Source organism: Streptomyces rapamycinicus NRRL 5491 (assembly GCF_024298965.1).
GTDB lineage: Bacteria > Actinomycetota > Actinomycetes > Streptomycetales > Streptomycetaceae > Streptomyces > Streptomyces rapamycinicus.
This window is the reverse complement of sequence record NZ_CP085193.1, coordinates 7,243,993-7,265,526: the sequence shown is the minus strand read 5'-3', so window position 1 is coordinate 7,265,526 and position 21,534 is coordinate 7,243,993. Positions and strand designations below refer to the sequence as shown.

Sequence of the window (21,534 nt, the reverse complement as noted above, 5' to 3'; positions counted from 1 at the left end):
GCCCGCGCGGGGCCCCGCGCGGGCGGGCGGGTTCAGGGGGTGCGTGCCCCCGGCCGCGCCGGGCACGGGCCCAGCGCCACCACCGGGCCGCCGGGCGGCGGCCCGCCCTCACCTCAAGGCGTCCGAAACCTCTCGGGCCGCGTCGACCACCCGGGGGCCGACCCGCTCCGGGACCGAGTCGCAGAGCATCACGACCCCGACGCTGCCCTCTATCCCCGTCACCCCGATGAGCGGGGCGGCCGCGCCGCTCGCGCCCGCCTCCAGTTCGCCGTGGGTGAGGGCGTACCCGGGGTCGTCGGGGCGGCCGGCACGGGCGGCGAGGATCGCGCGCCCGGCGGCGCCCCGGTCGAGCGGATGCCGGAATCCGGCCCGGTAGGCCACGTGGTAGTCGGTCCAGGTCGGCTCGACGACCGCGACGGCGAGCGCCTCGGTGCCGTCGACCAGGGTGAGGTGGGCGGTCGCGCCGACATCCTCGGCGAGGGAACGCAGCGCGGGCAGCGCCGCCTCCCGTACGAGCGGATGCACCTGGCGGCCGAGCTGGAGCACGCCGAGCCCGACGCGCGCCCGCCCGCCGATGTCCCGGCGGACCAGGGAGTGCTGCTCGAGGGTGGCCAGCAGCCGGTAGACCACGGTGCGGTTGACGCCGAGCTTGTTGGACAGCTCGGTCACGGTCAGCCCGTGGTCGGTGTCGGCGAGCAGTTTGAGGACGCGCAGTCCCCGATCGAGCGTCTGAGAGGTCTCCGCGGTCACGACGCCCCCTCCTCGGTGATGAGTGGCGGCTCCTCGTGCGGTGCCCCGCCGGTCCCGACGACGGCGCGCGAAGAGGCCGCCGGTCGCGGTGGTCACGCACCGGCTGCGCTCCGCGGCGGCGCTGCCACGGGGCGTGTGCGTGCCCGAACGCTAGCGAGCTGGTCCGTTTTGCGGAAGGGTTTGTCCAGAATACGAGCGGAGCTGCCAAAGGATGCGGCGCGGGAGCGCCCCAAACCATCCCGGTTTGCCCGGTTTCATGAGGGGGGTCTGCGACCGGTTCATGAAATTTTTCGAAAGGGGGTTGCGGAGGGCGGGACGCCTGCGGCGGGCTGTTCCCCTCCCCGCCCCTCCCCGTAACTGGGGCTTCGCCCCAGACCCCGGGACCTGGGGCGAAGCCCCGGGCGGGCCAGCGCGCCAGAAGGTGTCCGGGCCCCGCCCCCGACCCCCGGGACCCAGGGGCGAAGCCCCTGCCACGCGGCTGAGCCGCATATCGACGCTGCGGGAAGGGGCGGGGCCCCGTCCTGGCGCACCAGCGCGCAAGGGGGCGGCCGGGGCTCCACCCCCGAGCCCAGGGGCCAGGGGCGAAGCCCCTGTTACGGGAAGGGGCGGGAAGGGGAAAGACACGCCACCCCAGTCACCAGGGCCCGCCGCCCCGGCGCACCAGGAGGCCAGCGCGCCAGGGGGCGTCCGGGCCCGCCCCCGGATCCCGGGGCGGAGTCCCTGCCGTGTGGCGTAGTCGCATAGCGTCAGGCGTCGGGGAGGGGAAAGGTGCGCGCGTCAGCGCATGCGGGTTGCCCACTCCCGGACCTTCTTGATCCGCTCGCGGATCTGCCCCGCCGTCGCCTCCGCGCTCGGCGGCCCACCGCACACCCGGCGCAGTTCGGTGTGGATCACACCATGCGGCTTTCCGCTCTGGTGGACATACGCCCCGACCAGCGAGTTGAGCTCCTTGCGGAGCTCAAGTAGCTCCTTGTGGGTGACCACCGGCCGCCGTTCCGCCGGAAGCTCCAGCAGATCCGCCTCCGTGTCCGGCTTCTTGCGGCTGTGCGCGATCTGCTTGGCCTGGCGCTTCTGGAGCAGCATCTGCACCTGGTCGGGTTCGAGGAGTCCCGGGATGCCGAGGTAGTCCTGCTCCTCGTCGCTGCCCGGATGCGCCTGCATGCCGAATTCGGCGCCGTCGTACAGCACCCGGTCGAAGACCGCGTCCGATTCCAGTGCCTCGAAGGGCAGTTGGTCCTGTTCGCCGGTGTCCTCGTCCTGCTGCTTCTCGGCTTCCTCGAGGAGTTTCTCCTCCTCCGCGTACGGGTTCTCCTCCTCGTCGTCCTTCTTCGGCTTGTCCAGGACGTGGTCGCGCTCGACCTCCATCTCATTGGCGAAGCCGAGCAGGTTCGGGATGGTGGGGAGGAAGACGGAGGCGGTCTCGCCGCGCCGCCGGGACCGTACGAAGCGGCCGACGGCCTGGGCGAAGAAGAGCGGGGTGGAGATGGTGGTCGCGTACACCCCGACCGCCAGCCGGGGAACGTCCACGCCCTCCGACACCATGCGGACCGCGACCATCCAGCGGTCGTCGGAGTGGGTGAAGTCCTCGATCCGCTGGGAGGCCGCCGCCTCGTCGGAGAGTACGAGCGTCGCCTTGGTGCCGGTGATCTCGCGGATCAGTTTGGCGTAGGCGCGGGCCGAGTCCTGGTCGGAGGCGATGACGAGCGCTCCCGCGTCGGGGATGCCCTTGCGGACCTCGGTCAGCCGCTGGTCGGCGGCGCGCAGCACGTTCGGCATCCAGTCGCCGCGCGGGTCGAGCGCGGTGCGCCACGCCTGGGAGACGGCGTCCTTGGTCATCGGCTCGCCGAGCCGCGCCTCGATCTCGTCGCCCGCCTTGGTGCGCCAGCGCATGTTGCCGCTGTAGGAGAGGAAGATGACGGGGCGCACGACGCCGTCCCCCAGCGCGTTGCCGTAGCCGTAGGTGTAGTCGGCCGAGGAGCGCCGGATGCCGTCGTTGCCCTCTTCGTAGGTGACGAAGGGGATGGGGTTGGTGTCGGACCGGAACGGGGTGCCGGTGAGGGCCAGCCGCCGGGTGGCCGGCTCGAAAGCCTCCAGGCACGCCTCGCCCCAGGAGCGGGAGTCGCCGGCGTGGTGGATCTCGTCGAGGATGACGAGCGTCTTGCGCTGTTCGATCCGGTTGCGGTGCAGCATGGGCCGTACGCCGACGCCCGCGTAGGTGATGGCGATGCCGTGGTACTCGCGGCTCAGCGGGCCCGCGCTGTACTCCGGGTCCAGCTTGATGCCGACCCGCGCGGCGGCCTCCGCCCACTGCTTCTTCAGGTGCTCGGTCGGCGCGACGACCGTCACCTGCTGGACGACGTGGTGGTGCAGCAGCCAGGAGGCGAGGGTCAGGGCGAAGGTGGTCTTCCCCGCGCCGGGGGTCGCCACCGCGAGGAAGTCCCGCGGCTGCTCCTGGATGTACTTGTCCAACGCGCCCTGCTGCCAGGCGCGCAGCTTGCTCGCGGTACCCCAAGGCGCCCGGCCGGGAAAGGCGGGCGAGAGGTGATGGCTGGTGGAGGCGGCAGTAGTACTCACGGTCTCCGTCGGGCTGGCTCGGCGGGGTCGATCGGGAACCGCGTCAGCCTACCGGTGCCGTCCTCACGCTTCGGGGGTACGCCCTGATCCCACCCGAGGGTGGGACCAGGCTCACATTCCGTTGGTGAACCGGGTCAGCCCCTCCGCGATCTTCGGCACGTCCAGCTCGCCCTGGCAGACGCTCAGCACGAAGCGCTCGGCCTCGTCGACGTCGAAGTCCGCGTTCAGCGGGTGTCCGTTGATGTGGAGGAAAACCCAGGTCGCGTACCAGGACAGGCGCTTGTTGCCGTCCACCAAGGCGTGGTTGCGGGCCAGCGACTCCATCAGCGCCGCCGCCTTCTGCCACACGTCCGGGTAGGCGTCCTGTCCGAACACGCTCGCCTGCGGACGGGCCAGCGCGGACTCCAGCAGCCCGTAGTCGCGCACCTCGTCGGCCCCGAGCCGCTCCGCGAGGTTCAGCAGCTCGGGCAGGGTGAGGTAGTGCATCAGGCGAGCCTCCGGTTGAGCTCTTCGCTCGCCCGCAGCACATGGGCGGCGGCCTCGTTGAACAGCCGGGAGTGCTCGTTGATCGCAGCGATCACCGCGTCGTGGGCGAACGACTGCATGCTCCGGCCCTCCGCCTCCGCGCGCTTGCGCAAGGCGTCGAGCTCCTCGTCCGTAAAGCGTAGGTTCAGTGCTGCCATGAGCCGATGGTACCGCGTGGTACCACATGGTGCTATCGGCTTTCGGGCCGCAACCGCGTCGTCACCCAGACGCCCGCCAGCGCCACCGCCGTCATCGCCACATAGACCGCCCCGAAGGCGGCCGGCTGGTGGCTGGCCGCGGTGCCGGTGGGGGCGATCTCGCCGCCGCCGAAGGTGACGAAGAGGACACCGCTGAGGCCGACCAGTGTGATGTTGCCGAGCGCGTCGGAGACCTGGAGGGAGGCGGAGTTGCTGCCCGCGTCCTCCGGGCGGGAGAGCTTCAGCAGCAGCACGCTCCCGCTGGAGATGGCCAGCCCCATTCCGTAGCCGCCGATCACCCAGGCCACGGCCACGATCCAGGCGGGTACGGAGTCGATGAGGGCCAGGAGCGCCATGGCGATGGAGACGGCCATGAGGAGCATGCCGAGACCCATCAGCCGTTCGCGGTGCGGCTCCAGGCGGGGGTGGCTCTGGGTGTAGGAGCCCAGGGCCCAGGTGAGGCCGCCGCCGGTGAGGCAGAGCCCGGCGGCGGTCGCGGACAGTCCGCGCTGGGTCACCAGCATCAGCGGGACGAAGCTCTCCGCGCCCAGGAAGGACCCCGCCGCCACCCCGCGCAGCAGGATCACCGACGGCAGGCCGCGGGCGGCGCGGAAGGTGCCCTTGGGCAGCAGCCGCAGCACGCAGGGGACGAGCAGGGCGAGCCCGGCGGCGGCCGGGACGAGGGAGAGCCAGTTGAGGTCCTGGCCCGCGTACTGCAGCAGTCCGGCGCCCACCGCGACGGCGAGCGCGAGCAGGATGCGGCGGCGGTTCATGCCCGCGGAGAGCTCGCTGGGGGGCAGTGCGCGCAGCGCGGGGAGCATCACCGCGAGCGGCGGCAGCACCAGCACCGGGATGCCGAGGAACACCCAGCGCCAGCCCGCGTGTTCGGTGACGGCCCCGGCGGCGAGCGGGCCGACGATGACCGGCAGCACCCAGGCGCCGGAGAAGGCCGCCAGCACGGCGGGCTGGAGCCGCTGCGGATAGGCGCGGCCCACCACCACGTACAGCGCGACGATCACCAGCCCGCCGCCTATGCCCTGCACCGCGCGCCCGCCCACGAACATCCACATCCGCTGTGCCGAACCGGCCACCAGCAGCCCGGCGGCGAACGCCGCGATCCCGGCGAACAGCGGCGCCAGCGGCCCCTTGCGGTCGCACCACTCCCCCGACAGGGCCATCGCGAACAGGCTCGCGGTGAAGTAGGCGGAGAACGCGTACGCGTAGAGCTCGACCCCGTCCAGCGCGCGGGCCGCGACCGGCATCGCGGTGTTGACCGCGCTCGCCTCGAAGGCGATGAGGGAGACGACGGTGACGATGCCGAGGGTGAGGGCGCGGTAGCGCCTCCCCAGTACGGTGCCGCCGGTGCCGCCGTCGTCGCCGTCGCCCGCCAGGTCCAGGTCACCGGCGGCAGCCGGGCCGAGGTCTCCGGCGGCCGGCTCGGGGTGGACGGCGGAGGCGGCGGCCGCCTGGGGCGGCAGGGCGCTGTCCGCGACGGCGGCGTCGGTGGCACCGACATCGAGGGGGTCGCGAGGGGTCATGGCGTCAGGGTAAGTGGCGTCCCGGGCCGTCACACCTGTCGCGGGACGGAGCCGCGCTCGGCCGCTGGGCCTAGGTACAGCTGACGGCCTACGTGGTGAGCAGGACGCCCCCGTACGACGCGCCCGCGATCACCACCCACGCGCACAGCCCCAGCGCGGCGACCCGGGCGCCGGTGCGGGTGAGGGAGGGGAGGTGGACGGCGCTGCCGAGGCCGAAGAGGGCGGCGGCGAGGAGGAGTTCCTGGGCCGTGGCGGCGCCGTCCAGGACGGTGGCGGACAGCACGTCCGTGCTGCGCAGAGCCGTCATCGCGAGGAAGCCGAGGACGAAGAGCGGCACCAGCGGCGGCCGCCGCCGCTCCGCCTCCCCGCCCCCCGCCCCATTGGCGCGCCCCCGCGCCCGTACGGACGTCGCGAGCACCGCGACCAGCGGCGCGAGCAGGGCCACCCGCACCAGCTTGACCAGCACCGCGTCGCCCAGCGCCGACGGCCCCGCGGTCTGCGCGGTGGCCACCACCTGGCCCACGTCGTGCACGCTGGCACCCACCCACCGGCCGAACGCCTCGTCGCCGAGCCCCAAGGGGTGCTGGAGCAGCGGCAGGACGGCGATGGCGAGCGTGCCGCACAGCGTCACCAGCGCCACGGAGGTGGCCACATCGCGCTCATCGCTGTCCGACACCTCGCCCACCGCGCCGATCGCGGACGCCCCGCAGATCGAGTAGCCGGTCGCGATCAGCAGCGGCTGGTCGCCGCTCAGCCCCATCCGGCGGCCGAGCCACCAGGTGCCGCAGAAGGTGGCGGCGACCACGCCCAGGACCATCGCCACAGTGGCCCAGCCCAGGCCCAGCACGTCGTTCAGACTGAGCTTGAGGCCGAGCAGCACGATGCCCAGGCGCATCAGCCGCTTTCCGGCGAGCGAGAGCCCGGCCCGGCAGACGCCCCGGACTAGGCCGCGCGCCCCCGGCAGATGCGCGGCGACGATGCCCAGCACCACGGCGGCGGTCAGCAGGGGGACGGCGGGGAGCAGCCGGTGGACGCCCCAGGCGGCCCCGACCCCGGCCACGGCCAGCCCGAGCCCGTACGCCGGGGCGGGCGGCCGCCATCCGGTGGCCTGCCGCGCCCCGCCGGGCGCGGCGGTCAGCGTCACTGACCGTCCGCCGTCGGAAGGTGGCCGTCCGCGGTCGGAAGGTGGCCGTCTGCGGTCGAAAGGTGGCCGTCCGCTACCGGAAGATGATCGTCCGCCGTCGGGAGGTCGTAGACCCGCCGGACGCTGCTGCCCAGGCGGGCGATGTCCGCCCCGTAGACATGGATCGAGATCGCCTTCGTCCCGCAGGCGTTCCACACCCTGTGGATATCTCCGGGCGGCGCGAATCCGCACACCGCGCCGCGCGGGTTGATCACGTCCTCCACCGCGATCAGCCGCGAGCCCGGGCCGTCCGGGACGAGGCGGTAGCGCCGTTCGTGCTCCTCGCCCTCGTGGACGCCGGTCACACACCAGGACACATGGTCATGGATCGCCGTGCGCTGGCCGGGCAGCCACACCAGCGCGACGATCGAGAAGCTGCCGTCGGGTTCGGCGTGCAGGATGTGCTGGCGGTAGCGGTCGGGGTCGCCCTCGCGCTGCCCGGGGGTGAGCAGATCGTCCGCGCCGAGGTGGGGCGCGAGCCGCTCACCGACCAGATAGGCGGTCACATCGGGCGCCAGACCCCGGCCGACGGCCTCGCGGACGTCGCCGACGAACGCGCCGAGGCGTGCCGTGAGAAGACGGGAGGACGGATACGCGGTCGGGGTGGTCATGGCGGCAGCGTCCTGCCGCCCGCACCATCACGTCCAACGACAGGTTGTTGAGCCCTCCCCAAGATCCGCTTATGGGTGAGGGGTCAGCATCCGACGCGGTTCCCGGCCACGGTCTTCAGCTCCTCCAGCACCCGCGCGGTGGCCGGTATCCCCAGGTGCTCGCGGAGGACGTACGCCGAGACATGGCGGCGCGAGGCGGGGTCCAGGGCGCGCCCGGTGACCTTCTGATGGCACAGGAACGACAGCACCAGGCCCGGCATCATCGCCACGCCGAGCCCGGCCGCGACCATGCTCTGCACCACCAGATTGTCGTCGGTGGTGAAGGCGATGTCCGGGGCGAAGCCCTGCTCGGCGCATTCGTGCAGGAAGTTGGCGCGGCACCGCAGACATCCGGCGATCCAGCGCTCCTCGCTCAGCTCGGCCAGCTTGACCGCCCGCCGCCGGGCCAGCGGATGGCCGGTCGGCAGCAGCACCGTCAGCTGGTCCTCCAGCAGCGGGATCTCCACCAGCTCGGCGGGGGTCTCCTCGCGCAGCCCCGGATAGGTGAAGGCGAGGGTGATGTCGCACTCCCCGCGCACCACCCGCCCCAGCGAATCCGGCGGCTCGCCCTCCAGCAGTTCCACCCGCACCCCCGGATGGGCGGCGGCGAGCCGGGCCATGGCCTCGGGGATGAGGGTCGCGTTGGCGCTGGGGAAGGCGCAGACCCGCACCCGGCCCGAGCGCAGCCGGGTGATGGCGCTCATCTGCTGCTGGGCGGTGGAGATGCTGGTCAGAATGGTGTCGGCGTGCCGGGCGAGGGTCTCCCCCGCCTCGGTGAGCCGCATTCCCCGGCCGACCCGGATGAACAGCGGACTGCCCACGGCCCGTTCGAGCGCCTTCATCTGCTGGGTGATGGCCGGCTGGGTGTAGCCGAGGGCACGGGCGGCCCCGGAGTAGGAGCCGGAGCGGACCACCTCGTGGAACGTCTTGATGTGCCGGGAATCGAACACACTCGCATCATACGGAGCCCGGAACCGAAACCATAAGCGGGATTTGGGGCCGCACAAGATCGCCCCTACCGGCGCTTTTGCGTCACGCGGACCGCCGCGCCACGGAGCCGGACCACCGAGCCCGGCCGGAGCCGGGCCGGAGCCGCGCCACGGCCCGGCGCCACACCCGGTGCCCGAGGACACCCGGTCAAGCACGGTCAAGATGACGAAGCTGGGGCAAGCTGACCCCATGCCGCACTACACCTCGTACGACGGAACCGAGCTGGCCTACCGCGTCCTGGAGGCCCGGGACGGCTCGGCGGGCCCACCGCTGATCTGCCTGGCGGGCGGGCCGGGGCGGAACGCCGCGTATCTGGGCGACCTCGGCGGGCTGGACGCCCACCACACCCTCCTCATCCCCGACAGCCGCGGCACCGGGGACTCCCCGCCGGCCTTCGACCCCATCGGCTACGCCTTCCCCGGGCTCGCCGAGGACCTCGAGGCGCTCCGCCGCCATCTGGACCTCGTCCGCTTCCCGCTGCTCGCCCATGACGCGGCCGCCGCCACCGCCCAGGCGTACGCGGCCGCCCACCCCGAGCGGCTCAGCCGGCTGATCCTGGTCAGCCCGGGCGCGCGGCTGCAGGGCGAACTCCCCGAGGACGCCCGGGAGATCTTCGAATCCCGCGCCGACGAACCCTGGTGGCAGGACGCGTACGCGGCGGTGCAGCTGCTGCCCGACACCACCGACCTCGCCGAGATGCGCAGACTGCTGCTCCAGGCAGCCCCCATGGCGTACGGCCGCTGGGAGGAGCCCCAGCGGGCACACGCCGAGAGCGAGGGCGAGCAGCTGGGTCGGGTGGCGCGGGCGGGCTTCTGGCAGGGCGTCGACGAGGCGGGGCGGCGCGCGGTGCTGGCCCGGCTGCACGAGGTGCCGTGCCCGGTACTGGCGATCACCGGCGACCGGGACGCGGTGACCGGGATGCGGGCCGGGGAGCTGGTGGCCGGATCCTTCCCGGACGGCCGGGCGCGGCCACTGCCCGGGGTGGGCCACTATCCGTGGGTCGACGAGCCGGACCTCTTCCGCCAGGTGGTCGAGGACTTCCTGGCGCAGCGCCCCACGCGGTGAAGCGCCCCACGCAGCGAAACGCAGCGCCCCCCGCGGTGAAGGCGCCCCACGCGGCGGGGACGGGCCGCGTGCCCGCGCCGTGAGGGGAGCCGGGGCGCGACCCGGCGGGGGCGCGCCCGGCGGGCCATGAACGGCGGCCGTGAACGCAGTGTGTCAGTCGTATGGCAGCCCCCGCCGCTCCGTTGTGCCCGCCCCGCCCCGGTCCTATCGTCGGGAACACAGCACGACATCGGCCGTGTGCCCGAGTGGTTGAGGGGCTCGACTGCAAATCGAGTTACGTGGGTTCGATTCCCGCCACGGCCTCCACACCCCGGCGCGGGCGCCTCACTCGGCGCCCGCGCATTGGGTTGCCGCTCGGTGAACTCCCCGACATCCTCTGGACACTTGCGTCCGTAGGGCGCATGCTCATGCACGCGCTCATGCCGTTCGGCACTGTGGATACTCCAGGTAAACACCTAGGGCTCGGCGATTTTCACAGTCTCGCCACCGAACGGTCTCCTGACCCCCGCACTGAGTGCAATTCCGTCTCATAGGGTCACGTGTGGTGCCTGTGACCGCGCGGAAATCTACTCCCGGTCGGCGGGCACATTCTTCGACCGTGGTCCCATTCTCAGTGGGGGAAATGTGCAGCCCGCCGTACCGGCCGCCCGTCTGCCGCTCTCGACCGGCCAGAGTGAAATCTGGTTCATAGAGCAGCTGGAGCCGCCGGAGAGCACCACCTTCCGGGTCGGTGAGTACCTGGAGATACAAGGACCGATAGACACCGAGCTATTCGAGCGGGCCCTGCGCAGGGCCGTGGCGGAGGCCGAGCCCTACAACATCCGGGTCGGTGAGGACGACGGGGAGCCCTGGCAGGCCCTTGACCCGGTGACCGACTGGGAGCTCCCGAAGCCGGACCTCACCGCCGAGGACGACCCCTGGGCCGCGGCCGAGCGGTGGATGAAGAACGACCTGGCCACGGGGGCGCTCAAGCTGGGCGACCACCCGGCGTTCTCATTCGCCCTGATCAAGGTGGAGGCCGAGCGCTTCCTCTGGTACCAGGGCACCCACCACATCGTCTCGGACGCCGGTTCGGCCGCCCTGCTGGGCCGGCGGACCGCCGAGGTGTACACCGCGCTCGTCGAGGGGACCGACCCGGCCGAGGGGGAAACGGTCTTCGGCTCCCTGCGGGCGATGCTCGACCAGGACGCGGAATACCGGGCCTCACCGGATTTCGCCAAAGACCGTGCGTACTGGCTGGAACACTTCGGTGATTCCCCGCGCCCGGCGCGGCTTTCCACCCACCCCACCAGGGAACTTTCCACCGTCCTCCGCCAGACCGCCTACCTGACCGAGGCGGAAGCGGTCGAGCTGCGGGCCGCCGCGCGTAAATACGCCACCCACTGGTCCGCTATGATCATTGCGGCGACCGCGCTGTATCTGCACCGATTGACCGGTAAATCGGACATCATTCTGACGCTGCCCGTATCCGGCCGTACCGATGTCACTTCCCGCGCCATTCCCGGGATGTTCGCCAATGTGGTGCCGCTGCGCATCCAGGTGCGCGCCGATATGCGAATACGGGAGCTGGTCCGGCAGATCTCACGGGAAGTCAGGCAGGCCCTTCGCCATCAGCGATACCGCCGTATCGACCTGGCCCGGGATCTGCGACTGCCGGACGGCGGAAACGGTTTGCTCGGCCCGCACGTCAACATCATGACGTACGACTACGACTTCCACTTCGCCGGTCACCGGGTCAGGGCGCACAACCTCTCCAACGGCACCGTCGAGGACCTCTCGATCATGGGGTACGACCGGTCCGACGGCACCGGTATCCGGATCGACCTCAACGCCAACTCCAACCTCTACACCGAGGACGCCCTCATCGGCCACCGGGAGCGCTATCTCGGCCTGCTGCGCACCCTCTCCGACACCTCCGACATGCGGCGGACCGTCGGCTCGCTGGAGCTGCTGTCCGCCGAGGAGCGCCGGCGGGTCCTGGGCGCGCCGGGCGACACGGCGCACCCCACCTCCGGCGCCACCCTCCCGGAGCTGCTGGCCGCCCAGGCCGCCCGGACCCCCGACACCCAGGCCCTGGTCTGCGATGACACCGTGCTCAGCTACGCGGAGCTGGACCGGGCGGCGAACCGGCTCGCCCGGGTGCTCATCGCGCGCGGCGCCGGGCCCGAGCGCACCGTCGGCGTGGCCCTGCCCCGCTCCGCGGACCTGGTCATCGCGCTGATCGCGGTGCTGAGGACGGGGGCCGCGTATCTGCCGCTGGACCTGGACTACCCGGCCGAGCGGCTGGCGTACATGCTCGACGACGCGGGCCCCGCCCTCGTGGTCACCCGCGCCGACAGCGCCGGTGCGCTGCCCGCGCGCCACGGCGTGGGGCGGCTGCTGCTGGACGTCGTGGACCTCACGGGCGGCGGCGACGCCGGGGGCGGCTCCGCCCCGGCGGTGGCGATCGACCCCGAGCACCCCGCGTACATCATCTACACCTCGGGCTCCACCGGCCGCCCCAAGGGCGTCCTGGTGCCCCACCGGGCCGTGGCCAACAGCATGGAGTGGATGCAGGGCGCGTACGGGCTCGCCCCCGGGGACCGGATGCTCCAGAAGACCCCGGCCGGGTTCGACGCCTCCGTCTGCGAGTTCTTCCTCCCGCTGCTCAGCGGCGCCACGCTGGTGGTGGCGAAGCCCGGCGGCCACAAGGACCCGGCGTACCTGGCGCGCACGGTGCGCGAGGAGGGCATCACCGCGCTCCAGTTCGTGCCGTCGATGCTCCAGGCGTTCCTCGCCGAGCCGGGCGCCGCCGACGCGTGCGCGGGCGTCCTGCGGCGGGCCTCCAGCGGCGGTGAGGCGCTGCCGCGCGGGACCGCCGAACTGTTCCACGAGCGGTTCCCCGGCGTGCCGCTGAACAACCTCTACGGGCCCACCGAGACCACCATCCAGATCGCCCACCACCCCTCCGCGCCCGGCGGCGAGGGCCCGGTGCCGATCGGCCGGCCGGTGTGGAACACCCGGATGTACGTCCTGGACACCGCGCTGAAGCCCTGCCCGGCCGGGGTCACCGGCGAGCTGTACGTGTCCGGGGCGCAGCTGGCCCGCGGCTACCTCAACCGGGCCGCCCTGACCGCCGAACGCTTCGTCGCCGACCCCTACGGCCCGCCCGGCACCCGGATGTACCGCACCGGCGACCTGGCCCGCATGCGGCCGGACGGCGACGTCGAGTACATGGGCCGCACCGACGGCCAGGTCCAGCTGCGCGGCTTCCGCGTCGAGCTGGGCGAGGTCGAGGCGGCTCTGCGGGCGCTCCCCCAGGTGGCCGAGGCCGCCGCGGCGGTCCGCGCCGACCGGCCCGGCGACCAGCGGCTGGTCGGCTATGTGACGGCCGCCGGGGACACCCCGCCGGACGCCGCCGCGGTCCGCGAGGCGCTGGGCGAGGTGCTGCCCGAGCACATGGTGCCCAGCGCGTTCGTGGTCCTCGACACCCTCCCCCTGGACGCCAACGGCAAGCTGAACCGCGCCGCGCTGCCCGCGCCCTCCTTCGAGGCCACCACGGGCGGGCGCGCGCCCCGCACGCCGCGCGAGGAGACGCTGTGCGCGCTCTTCGGCGAGGTCCTGGGCGTCGACGGCGTCACCGTCGACGACGACTTCTTCCTGCTCGGCGGCCATTCGCTGCTCGCCTCCAAACTGGCCAGCCAGGCCCGCGCCGCCCTGGCCACCGAGCTGTCGATGCGCGACCTCTTCGAGGCGCCGACCGTGGCCCGGCTGGTGGCCCGCCTGGACGCCGCGGGGCCGGCCGAGGCGGACCAGCGGCAGCCGCTGGACATCCTGCTGCCGCTGCGCGGCGAGGGGGCGCGCCCGCCGCTGTTCTGCGTCCACCCCGGCGGCGGTCTCGGCTGGTCGTACACCGGGCTGCTCCGCCATCTCGCCCCTGACCAGCCGGTGTACGCCCTCCAGGCGCGCGGTCTCACCGAACCGGACGTCCTCCCGGCGAGCGTCGAGGAGATGGCCGCCGACTATCTGGAGCAGATCCGGACCGTCCAGCCGACCGGTCCGTACCATCTGCTCGGCTGGTCCTTCGGCGGGCTGATCGCGCACGCCATGGCCACCCGGCTCCAGGCGCGGGGCGAGGAGGTCGCCACCCTGGCCGTGGTCGACGCCTACCCCGACAACGCCCAGGCGCTGCCCCAGGCGCCCGAGCTCAGCAAGCGCCAGTGGCTGGGTGTGCTGCTCGACGACATCGGCGGCGGCGACATCTTCGCCCCGGGCTGGCTGGAGGCGCACCCCGACGGGGCGGACGGCACCGCCGACCTGGTGGCCGACCTCTGCCGGGAGACCGGGCTGCCGCCCCGGCTGCTGGAGGGCGAGACCAGCTTCCCGCTGCTCGACATCCTGCTCAACGACCAGGAGCTGATGCGGAAGTTCGCGCCCGAGCGGTTCCAGGGCGACATGCTGCTGTTCCGGGCCGTGGCGGAGATCCCCGGCTACCGGCGCGATCCGCTGCACGTGGCGGACGCCTGGCTCTCCTCCGTGGACGGCGCCCTGGTGGTGTACGGCGTCCCCGATCACCACTACCGGATGATGCGGGAGGAGTCCCTGGACCGGATCGGCCCGGTGGTGGCGGCGGCGCTGGACCGCGCCCGGAACTGACGGGCCGGGGCCCGGACGCCGGGTCGGGGCCGCTCCCTCGGGGGCGGCCCCGGCCCGGATTTCGCCGATAAGCCCTTCGCCGATCACAATTCAGCCAGGCGCCCCATCTGGTTCTCCTGCTCTCCTACGCAGGTGAGCAGGGTGGGCGCCTTCATGTGGAGAAGGAGATGAGCTCCCAGCGAGGAGGCACGTAGTTGGAAGGAAGGCTGGCCATGACAGTGGACGCGCGTGACGAGGTGGAGCGGTTCATTCTGGGGGACCGGTTCGCCTGCCTGGCGGGACGGTCCGCCTGGCGCAAGGGTGGTATCACCCATCGTCACTACGACCAGATGGGATCGGACGACTCGGCCCGGCTGATGGCACTCGATCTCGCGGATTTCGTGACCGCGGCCGACTGGAGCCACCGGTCGTTCACAAGCTTCATCGCGACCTTCGAGCGGCCTCGCGGGGTGGATGAGCTGCGGTTCGAGGAGCTGCTGTGGGAACAGCTCCAGCTGCTCCACGAACAGGACTCCCGGTCCTATCGCTGGGCCGAGGGCCATTCGTCCGATCCGCAGGCCAGGGAGTTCGCCTACAGCGTCGCCGGCCATCCCTTCTTCGTCATCGGCCTGCACGAGACCCACCGCCGCTGGGGCCGCCGTCCGCCCTTCCCGATGCTGGCCTTCAACTCGCATGAGCAGTTCGACCGCATCAAGGGCGCCAAGATGTGGGACCGGCTGGCGGAGAAGATACGCAAGCAGGACATCCAGCTCCAGGGCGACATAAACCCCAACCTGCTCGAGTACGAGGAGCTCTCCGAGGCCCGCCGCTACTCCGGCCGCCCGAAGCCCGCCGACTGGCAGTGCCCGTTCGCCGCCCGCGAGGACGAACGCGAGCCCGCCCTGACGGGTCCGCACCCGGCCTGAGACCGGTGTCTGTCACCGGCGGGGCGGATGGCGCCCGCCGGTGACGGCCACGGCGACCGTCAGCGCACCGGGAAACCGAAGCCGTATCCCTCCTGCTTCAGCCACGGCAGGACCTGGCGCAGCGCCTCGACCGTCTGGCCGCGGTCGCCGCCCGCGTCGTGGAAGAGCACGGTGGGGCCGCTGGAGATCTCGTTCTTGACGGTGTTGACCATAGCGTCGACCCCCGGCTTCTCGAAGTCCTTGGAGTCCACGTTCCAGCCCAGCGGCCGCATGCCCTGCGAGGCGGCGATCTGGCGGCTGTACGGGGTGAACGCACCGCCCGGGGCGCGGTAGTAGAGCGGCTTGACACCCCCTGACGCCTTGGTGATCATTCGCTGGGCGTCGAGGATCTCCTTGGACTGGTAGGCGGATGACTTGGTGTCCATCGCCGTGTCGTGCGAGATGGAGTGGTCGCACAGCCGGTGCCCGTCCGCGACCACGTCCTTGACCAGGTCCGGATGGGCCTGGGCCTGCGGACCGACCATGCAGAAGGTGGCCTTGACGCCGTTGTCCTTGAGCACCTGGAGGACCTGCGGGGTCCAGGTCGGATCCGGACCGTCGTCGATCGTGATGTTGACGCCCTTGTCGCCCTTGTCGGAGGCGTGGGCTATGTCCATGTTGACCACGGGAGCGGGCAGTTCGGGGTCCGGCTTGGAGGTCTGGCCCACGATCGGCGTCGGCTTCGTCGTCGGTGACGCACCCGCCCCCGCCTCGGCGGTTCCGGCCTGGGCGGTCCACACGGCGGCCAGGGCGGTCACCCCCATCACGCCGAACGCCGCCACCAGTACTCGGCTGTTCGTCCCCAGGACCCGGTGCCGTGCCATGTCCGCCTCGCTCCCCATGTCTCCTGTGTCGCTTTCGCAAACATGAGGATGGGGTTGGGACGGGGAGGGATCCCTCTGTTACACGTCTCGTACAATCCCGCGCCGCGGAGATCCATCAGAAGCCCCCTAGCCCCGGTTGACCACCGCCGCCTGGGGGCGGATCGGGAGGCGGTTGACCGGACGGCCGGTGGCCGCGCGGACCGCCGCCGCCACCGCGGCCGGGGTGGTGACCACCGGCACCGCGCTGGCCGCCTTGGCGCCGAAGGGGGCCACCACGTCCCGCTCCTCGACCAGCTTGACGATGCGGACGTCGGGGATGTCCAGGGCGGTCGGCAGGGCGTAGCCGGTCAGGTCGGGGTGCCGGACCACACCGCGTGAGGTGCGCAGGTTCTCGGTGAGGGCCGCGCCGATGCCCTGGGCGACGCCCGCCTCGATACGGGCCTTGAGCTGACGCGGGTTGAGGACCCGGCCCACGTCCTGGGCCACCGTCATGTCGACGACCCGTACCGCGCCGATCTCGATGTCGACGTCCACCACGGCGCGCACCGCGCAGTAGGCGAGCCCCACGAAGGCGTCACCCTGGCCGGTCTCGTCCAGCGGCTCGGTGGGGTGCGGGCGGCACTGCGCGGTGGCCCACAGCTCCTTGCCCTCCAGCGCCTCCTCGACGGTGGTGCTGAGCACCCCGTCATACGAGGTGATCTTGCCGTCGGCGATGCTGAGCAGCTCGGTGGACATGCCGAACGTGTGCGCCAGCGGCTGCAGCAGCTGGGTGCGGACCATCTTCGCGGCCCGCTCGACCGCACCGCCCGAGACCCAGGTGTGGCGGCCGCGCGAGGCGGGCCCGGCCGGGGGCTGGTCGGTGTCGATGGGCGCCACATGGACCTCCTCGATACCGAGGACGTCCTGGACGATCTGGCGGGCCAGGGTGGTGAAGCCCTGTCCGGTCTCGACGGCCGCGCAGATGACGGTGGCCACCGGGCCGGTGACCTTGACGGTGGCGGTGGAGACCTCGTCCCGCCCCTCGGCGCCGAGCATGTGGACCATGCCGAGGGCGTAGCCGACCCCGCGCCGCACCGCGGCCGGATCACCCGCGCCCTCCAGGCCGCCCGGCAGCAGCCACTCCTCCTCGGGGTCGTCCTTGGGGAGGGTGGGCAGCGGTGCGTCCCTTACGGCCTGCAGCAGTTCGGCGACCGGGGCCGGGCAGGTGACGGTCTGTCCGGTGGGCAGCAGATCGCCGGTGGCCATCACGTTGCGCATCCGGATCTCGACCGGGTCGAGGCCCAGCTTGGCCGCCAGCTTGTCCATCTGGCCCTCGTACGCGGCGCACACCTGCATCGCGCCCTCGCCGCGCACATGGCCGGAGGGCGGGTTGTTGGTGCGCACCGCCCAGCCCTCGATGAAGGCGTGCGGAACGACATAGGGGCCGCAGGCGAAGGAGACGGCGGCGGCCAGCGTGTCCGCGGAGGAGTCGGCGTAGGCGCCCGCGTCCAGCAGGATCTGCGCCTCGACCTTGACCAGCTTGCCCTGGGAGTCCGCGTGGTGGCGGTAGCGCAGCAGGGTGGGGTGGCGGTGGGCGTGGCCGAGGAAGGACTCCTCACGGGTCGCGGCCAGCTTCACCGGATGGCCGGTGCGCAGCGCCAGCAGCCCGAGCGGCAGCTGCATCCCCGGGTCCTCGCGCTCGCCCATGGCGCCGGGGACGCCGGTGACGACGACCTTCACCCGCTCCGGCTCAAGACCGAAGCAGGCGGCGGCCAGGTCGCGGTCGGCGTGCGGATCGGTGGAGGCGGTGTAGATCTCCACCCCGCCGTCGGGGCGCGGCACGGCCAGGCCCGCCTCGGCGCCGATGGGCGCCGGGTCCTGGCGGCCGATGCGGTACAGCCCCTCGACGATGACCTCGCCGACCACGTCCGGGTCGCCGAAGGCCAGCGGGATGTGGCGGACCAGGTTGCCGTCGGGGTGCAGCGGCTCGGCGGAGAACGCCTGCTCGGGGTCGGTGACCGGCTCCAGCACCTCGTACTCGACGGCGATGGCGGCGGCGGCCAGCCGGGCCGTGTCGGGGTGGTCGGCGGCGACCGCGGCGATGGGCTCGCCGTGGTGGCGGACCAGGTCCTTGGCGAACACCGGACGGTCGGCGACCCGGCGGCCGTGCGAGGCGTCGCCGGGCACGTCCGTGTGGGTCACCACGGCCCGTACGCCCGGCATGTCGACGGCCTGCTTGGTGTCGATGGAGACGATGCGGGCGTGCGGGTGCGGGGCGCGCAGCACGGCGGCCCACAGCAGCCCCTCGGCCCACAGGTCGGCCGCGTACGGGAAGGTGCCCGAGGTCTTGGCGGCCGAGTCGGTGGGCGGCAGGGACACACCGAGGCCCATGGTGGACGGGGTTTTGAGGGGTGTTCCGGCGGCGGGGGTGGCGGTGACGGCGCCCGCGCCGTCCGCGATTCCGGTCATGCCGATGCCCTTCCGCTACCGCTACCGCTTCCGTTGACGCTCCCGTTGCCCGTGACGCCGTGCGGTCCCGTCTGGTGCGGGATGCGGGCCGGGTCCTGGTGGGCGTCGTGTCCCTCGTCCGCCTCGGCCCCCGCCTCGTCGGCGGCCTCACGGCCCGCGACGACCTCGCGGACGGCGTCGAGGACCCCGCGGTAGCCGGAGCAGCGGCAGAGGTTGCCGGAGATCGCCTGGCGGGTCTCCTGGTCGGTCGGGGCGTGGTTGCCCTCGAGGAGGTCGTGCACGGTCATCGCGAGCCCGGGCACGCAGAAGCCGCACTGCACGGCCCCGCACTGGGCGAGCGCGCGCTGGACGTCGGAGGGCTGTCCGCCGGTGGCGAGGCCCTCGACGGTACGGACCTCGCTGCCCGCGGCGGTGGCGGCGGGCACCAGGCAGGAGGCGACGAGCCGCCCGTCGACCTGAACCGAGCAGGCCCCGCACTCGCCCTGGGAGCAGCCGTCCTTGGCCCCGGCGAGGCCGAGGCGCTCGCGCAGGACGTAGAGCAGCGACTCGCCGATCCAGACGTCGGTGACGGGGCGGTCGGCGCCGTTGACGTGCAGCACGTACGAGGCGAGCGGATGCTCGCTGTGGCTCGGGCTCTCGTCCGCGGCCTGAGCGGCCTCGGCAAGGGGCTCGACGGGGGTGTCGGCGGCCTCGGGGGCGTCGGCCGGGGTCCCGGCCGGGGCGGGCCCTCCGGCGGCGTCAGCCGCGTCCGGGAACTCGCCCTCGGCCGCGGCCGGTTCGGGCTCGGCCGCGGTATCGGTGAACTCGGGCCCGGCGTCGTCCGGTACCGCCTCGGCCGGGGCCTCGGCGGCGCCCGGCGCGGCGTCGGCGGCGTCGGCGCGGCCCGCGCCGTCCTCGGGGCCGGGGTGCGGGGCGTGCCCATGGGCGTCCCCCGCGAATGGGGCGCCCGCCAGCCGGTCGCCCGTCAACCGGTCGTCCGCGAACGCGTCGTGCCAGGACGCCTCCTGGGGCAGCCCGGGCGCCGGGCTGCCGTGCGGCGGGGTCTCCAGCCCGGCGTGCTGCCCGTCGACCGGGAACTCGCCGGAGCCCCCGGGGACCGGATCACCCGGTCGCCAGCCGGGGTCGTCGGCGGCGGGCCGCCCGGGCGCGGGGCCGCCGTGCGGCGAGGTGCCGTGCGGGGGGGTGCCGCGGGGCGGGGTGTGCAGCCCCTGGTGTCCCTCGGCCGCGAACTCGCCCGAGTCCCCGGCGGAGGGGCCCGGCCACGCCGGGTCCGCGGCCGGGGCCGGTTCGTCGCGGTCGGGCATGCGCAGCCGGCGGCGGGCGGGCGGCGGCATGGGCGCGGCCGGTGGTGCGGACGCGGCCGGGCCCGGGTGGCCCTCGACCGCGTACTCCCCGGAGTCCTCCGTGCCCTCGTCGGCGGCCGGAACCGACCACTGGCCGGAGTGGCCCTGCTGCCGCCCGGGCCGCGGCTGCCCAGGATGCGGCTGATGGGGCTGGTGGTGGTGCCGAGGCTGTGCCGGCCCGGCGAAGGGCATCCGCAACTGGGCCGTCGTCTGCGGGTCCTGGGGACCGTCCGCGTGGCCGCCGTACGGAGGGGCGGCCGGGCCGGGGTGGTCGTCGACGCGGTACTCACCGGTCTCGTCCACACCGTCGTCGCCCGCGACCGGGATGGTCCACTGGCTGGTCTGCACGGGCCCGCCGGTGCCGTCGTCGGACGGGGCGGGCACCGGCCAGTCGTCCACCGGCCAGTCGTCCACCGGCTCCTCGGCCGCCGGAGCCGGCCAGTGGCCGGTGTGCGGCGGGTGGTGGCCCTGCTGGTCCTCGGCGGGCATCGGCCACTGGCCGGACCCGTGATGGGGCTCGTGGTGGCCGCCGTAGAGGTAGCCACCGTCGGTCTCGGCGGTGGTCCAGTGCCCGGTCCTGCCCTGGTCGTGCATGCCCTGGTCGTGCATGCCCTGGTCATGGGGCGCGCCCTGGCCGTGTCCTGACGGCTGCCAGTGGCCGCCCTGGGACGGGTCACCGGTGTCCATCGGCGGGGGCGCGTAGCCCGTGCCGGGCGCCGCGAGCGGGTCCCAACGGCCGGAGGGGTCGGTCGGGTCCGGGTGGGCGAATTCGGGCGGCAGTTGGACGAAGGCCGTCGACTCGGCGTCGTACTCCGGGCCGTGCGGCATCGGCTGCCATCCGCTCCCCGGCTCCGGCCGGTGCGGCTGCTGTTCATCACTCACGCGAGTGCCCTCCCCAGCGCTCGGCGGGCCAGAGCTGCCACGGTACGCCTCAGGTGGATCGCGGCAGGCGGCAGGGGGACCGGCTCGCTTCCGTCCTCCGGAGGCAGCGGATCGGGGATGCACGCGGCGGCGACGTACTCGCCGAAAGCGGTCGTGACCTGCGGGTCCAGATGGCCGCGGTCGCCGTCCCAGTCGATGAGCGAGGCGACCCAGCGCTCGGCCTCCAGGGGGCGCAGCGGCATCGGCGCGACCGCGCCGACGGCACAGCGCACCCCGCGCCGCGCGGGGTCCAGGACGAGGGCGACGGAGGCGGTGGACCGGCCGGGCCCGGTGCGCCCGGTGGCCTTCAGGAAGGTTTGCGGGGCGTGCAGCAGCGGAACCCGGACGAATCCGACGAGTTCACCGGGGCGCAGCAGATCGACCCCGGCGAGCAGATGGCTGACCGGGATCTCGCGGCGGGACCCCTCGGGCCCGGCGATGATCACCGTGGCCTCCAGGGCGGCGAGCACCGGCAGCGCGTCGCCGGTGGGGGCGGCGGTGACGATGTTGCCACCCAGGGTGCCGGCGTTGCGGATCTGCGGGGGCCCGGCGGCGCGCGCGGCCGCGGCCAGCGCCGGGATCAGCGCGGCGAAGTCCGGGCGGCCCATCCGGGCGTGGGTGAGTCCGGCGCCGAGGAGGGCGTGCCCGTCCAGATAGCGCCAGCCGCGGATTTCGCTGATCCGGCCGAGGCCGACGAGCGCGGCGGGCCGCAGCAGGCCGGAGTTGACCGCGGCCATCAGATCGGTACCGCCCGCCACGGGCACGGCGGCGGGCATGGCGGCCAGTGCCGCCACGGCCTCGTCGAGCGTGCCCGGCAACGTCACCGTGTGCGCCGCCTGCGGTGCGTGCGTGGTCAACCCAGCTGCCCCTTCCCCGGTGTCCCGGCTGTTGCGCCGTACGGTACGTGCTGACAGCCCGGACGTGGCAACTCTGGCACATCTTGCGAG

The 21,534-nt window shown here is 73.3% G+C and carries 15 protein-coding genes and 1 tRNA gene; 4 read left to right on the top strand and 12 right to left on the bottom strand.

Going from position 1 to position 21,534, the window contains the following annotated elements:
* Window positions 1-108: 108 nt before the first annotated feature.
* From LIV37_RS30530 to LIV37_RS30495, 8 genes are all read right to left on the bottom strand, one after another.
* Window positions 109-750: an IclR family transcriptional regulator gene (locus LIV37_RS30530; RefSeq protein WP_044574552.1), complete on the bottom strand. Its 642-nt coding sequence runs from the start codon at window positions 748-750 to the stop codon at window positions 109-111.
* Between the two features lie 777 nt (window positions 751-1,527).
* The gene (locus tag LIV37_RS30525; RefSeq protein WP_121824322.1) at window positions 1,528-3,324 is read right to left on the bottom strand and encodes a DEAD/DEAH box helicase; all 1,797 of its coding nucleotides are present in this window, start codon (window positions 3,322-3,324) and stop codon (window positions 1,528-1,530) included.
* Between the two features lie 111 nt (window positions 3,325-3,435).
* Window positions 3,436-3,810, bottom strand: coding sequence for a type II toxin-antitoxin system death-on-curing family toxin (locus LIV37_RS30520; protein WP_020870940.1), 375 nt, complete (start codon window positions 3,808-3,810; stop codon window positions 3,436-3,438).
* Entirely contained in the window at window positions 3,810-4,007 is a 198-nt protein-coding gene (locus tag LIV37_RS30515) for an Arc family DNA-binding protein (RefSeq protein WP_020870939.1), read from the bottom strand. The genes LIV37_RS30520 and LIV37_RS30515 overlap by 1 nt, the downstream gene beginning before the upstream one ends.
* Window positions 4,008-4,039: 32 nt before the next feature.
* Window positions 4,040-5,584: an MFS transporter gene (locus LIV37_RS30510; RefSeq protein WP_020870938.1), complete on the bottom strand. Its 1,545-nt coding sequence runs from the start codon at window positions 5,582-5,584 to the stop codon at window positions 4,040-4,042.
* An 88-nt stretch (window positions 5,585-5,672) separates the two neighbouring features.
* Entirely contained in the window at window positions 5,673-6,722 is a 1,050-nt protein-coding gene (locus tag LIV37_RS30505; RefSeq protein WP_167525845.1) for a YeiH family protein, read from the bottom strand.
* A 2-nt stretch (window positions 6,723-6,724) separates the two neighbouring features.
* Window positions 6,725-7,378 carry a cysteine dioxygenase family protein gene (locus LIV37_RS30500; protein WP_020870936.1) on the bottom strand — a complete coding sequence of 218 codons (654 nt, stop codon included), beginning with the start codon at window positions 7,376-7,378 and terminating at the stop codon, window positions 6,725-6,727.
* Window positions 7,379-7,461: 83 nt separating this feature from the next.
* Window positions 7,462-8,367, bottom strand: coding sequence for a LysR family transcriptional regulator (locus tag LIV37_RS30495; protein ID WP_020870935.1), 906 nt, complete (start codon window positions 8,365-8,367; stop codon window positions 7,462-7,464).
* A 229-nt stretch (window positions 8,368-8,596) separates the two neighbouring features.
* On the opposite strand from LIV37_RS30495, the gene LIV37_RS30490 reads away from it, so the two are divergent.
* The 4 genes from LIV37_RS30490 to gntA all read left to right on the top strand — a co-directional run bounded on the left by LIV37_RS30490 (window position 8,597) and on the right by gntA (window position 15,012).
* Entirely contained in the window at window positions 8,597-9,472 is an 876-nt protein-coding gene (locus LIV37_RS30490; RefSeq protein WP_121824323.1) for an alpha/beta fold hydrolase, read from the top strand.
* Between the two features lie 231 nt (window positions 9,473-9,703).
* Window positions 9,704-9,778, top strand: a tRNA-Cys gene (locus LIV37_RS30485).
* 318 nt (window positions 9,779-10,096) lie between these two features.
* Complete coding sequence (locus tag LIV37_RS30480; RefSeq protein ID WP_020870932.1) at window positions 10,097-14,107, top strand: non-ribosomal peptide synthetase; 4,011 nt, start codon at window positions 10,097-10,099, stop codon at window positions 14,105-14,107.
* Window positions 14,108-14,319: 212 nt separating this feature from the next.
* The gene (gntA, locus tag LIV37_RS30475; RefSeq protein WP_020870931.1) at window positions 14,320-15,012 is read left to right on the top strand and encodes a guanitoxin biosynthesis heme-dependent pre-guanitoxin N-hydroxylase GntA; all 693 of its coding nucleotides are present in this window, start codon (window positions 14,320-14,322) and stop codon (window positions 15,010-15,012) included.
* A 59-nt stretch (window positions 15,013-15,071) separates the two neighbouring features.
* Here gntA and LIV37_RS30470 read toward each other — a convergent pair whose 3' ends face one another.
* The 4 genes from LIV37_RS30470 to LIV37_RS30455 all read right to left on the bottom strand — a co-directional run bounded on the left by LIV37_RS30470 (window position 15,072) and on the right by LIV37_RS30455 (window position 21,444).
* Window positions 15,072-15,875, bottom strand: coding sequence for a polysaccharide deacetylase family protein (locus LIV37_RS30470; RefSeq protein WP_121825175.1), 804 nt, complete (start codon window positions 15,873-15,875; stop codon window positions 15,072-15,074).
* 126 nt (window positions 15,876-16,001) lie between these two features.
* The gene (locus tag LIV37_RS30465; RefSeq protein WP_020870929.1) at window positions 16,002-18,323 is read right to left on the bottom strand and encodes a xanthine dehydrogenase family protein molybdopterin-binding subunit; all 2,322 of its coding nucleotides are present in this window, start codon (window positions 18,321-18,323) and stop codon (window positions 16,002-16,004) included.
* Window positions 18,320-20,548, bottom strand: a complete 2,229-nt coding sequence (locus tag LIV37_RS30460) for a 2Fe-2S iron-sulfur cluster-binding protein (protein ID WP_243146136.1) — start codon at window positions 20,546-20,548, stop codon at window positions 18,320-18,322. Before LIV37_RS30460 ends, LIV37_RS30465 begins: the two co-directional genes overlap by 4 nt.
* Window positions 20,545-21,444 (bottom strand): FAD binding domain-containing protein, encoded by a 900-nt coding sequence (locus LIV37_RS30455; RefSeq protein ID WP_020870926.1) that lies wholly within the window; start codon window positions 21,442-21,444, stop codon window positions 20,545-20,547. The genes LIV37_RS30460 and LIV37_RS30455 overlap by 4 nt, the downstream gene beginning before the upstream one ends.
* Window positions 21,445-21,534: the final 90 nt, after the last annotated feature.

Excerpts from the sequence above, each read along its gene's own strand:
- LIV37_RS30520 (WP_020870940.1), bottom strand. The coding sequence starts at position 3,810 with ATGCACTACCTCACCCTGCCCGAGCTGCTGAACCTCGCGGAGCGGCTC.
- LIV37_RS30465 (WP_020870929.1), bottom strand. The coding sequence starts at position 18,323 with ATGACCGGAATCGCGGACGGCGCGGGCGCCGTCACCGCCACCCCCGCC.
- LIV37_RS30510 (WP_020870938.1), bottom strand. The coding sequence starts at position 5,584 with ATGACCCCTCGCGACCCCCTCGATGTCGGTGCCACCGACGCCGCCGTC.
- gntA (WP_020870931.1), top strand. The coding sequence starts at position 14,320 with ATGACAGTGGACGCGCGTGACGAGGTGGAGCGGTTCATTCTGGGGGAC.
- LIV37_RS30500 (WP_020870936.1), bottom strand. The coding sequence starts at position 7,378 with ATGACCACCCCGACCGCGTATCCGTCCTCCCGTCTTCTCACGGCACGC.
- LIV37_RS30490 (WP_121824323.1), top strand. The coding sequence starts at position 8,597 with ATGCCGCACTACACCTCGTACGACGGAACCGAGCTGGCCTACCGCGTC.
- LIV37_RS30515 (WP_020870939.1), bottom strand. The coding sequence starts at position 4,007 with ATGGCAGCACTGAACCTACGCTTTACGGACGAGGAGCTCGACGCCTTG.
- LIV37_RS30470 (WP_121825175.1), bottom strand. The coding sequence starts at position 15,875 with ATGGCACGGCACCGGGTCCTGGGGACGAACAGCCGAGTACTGGTGGCG.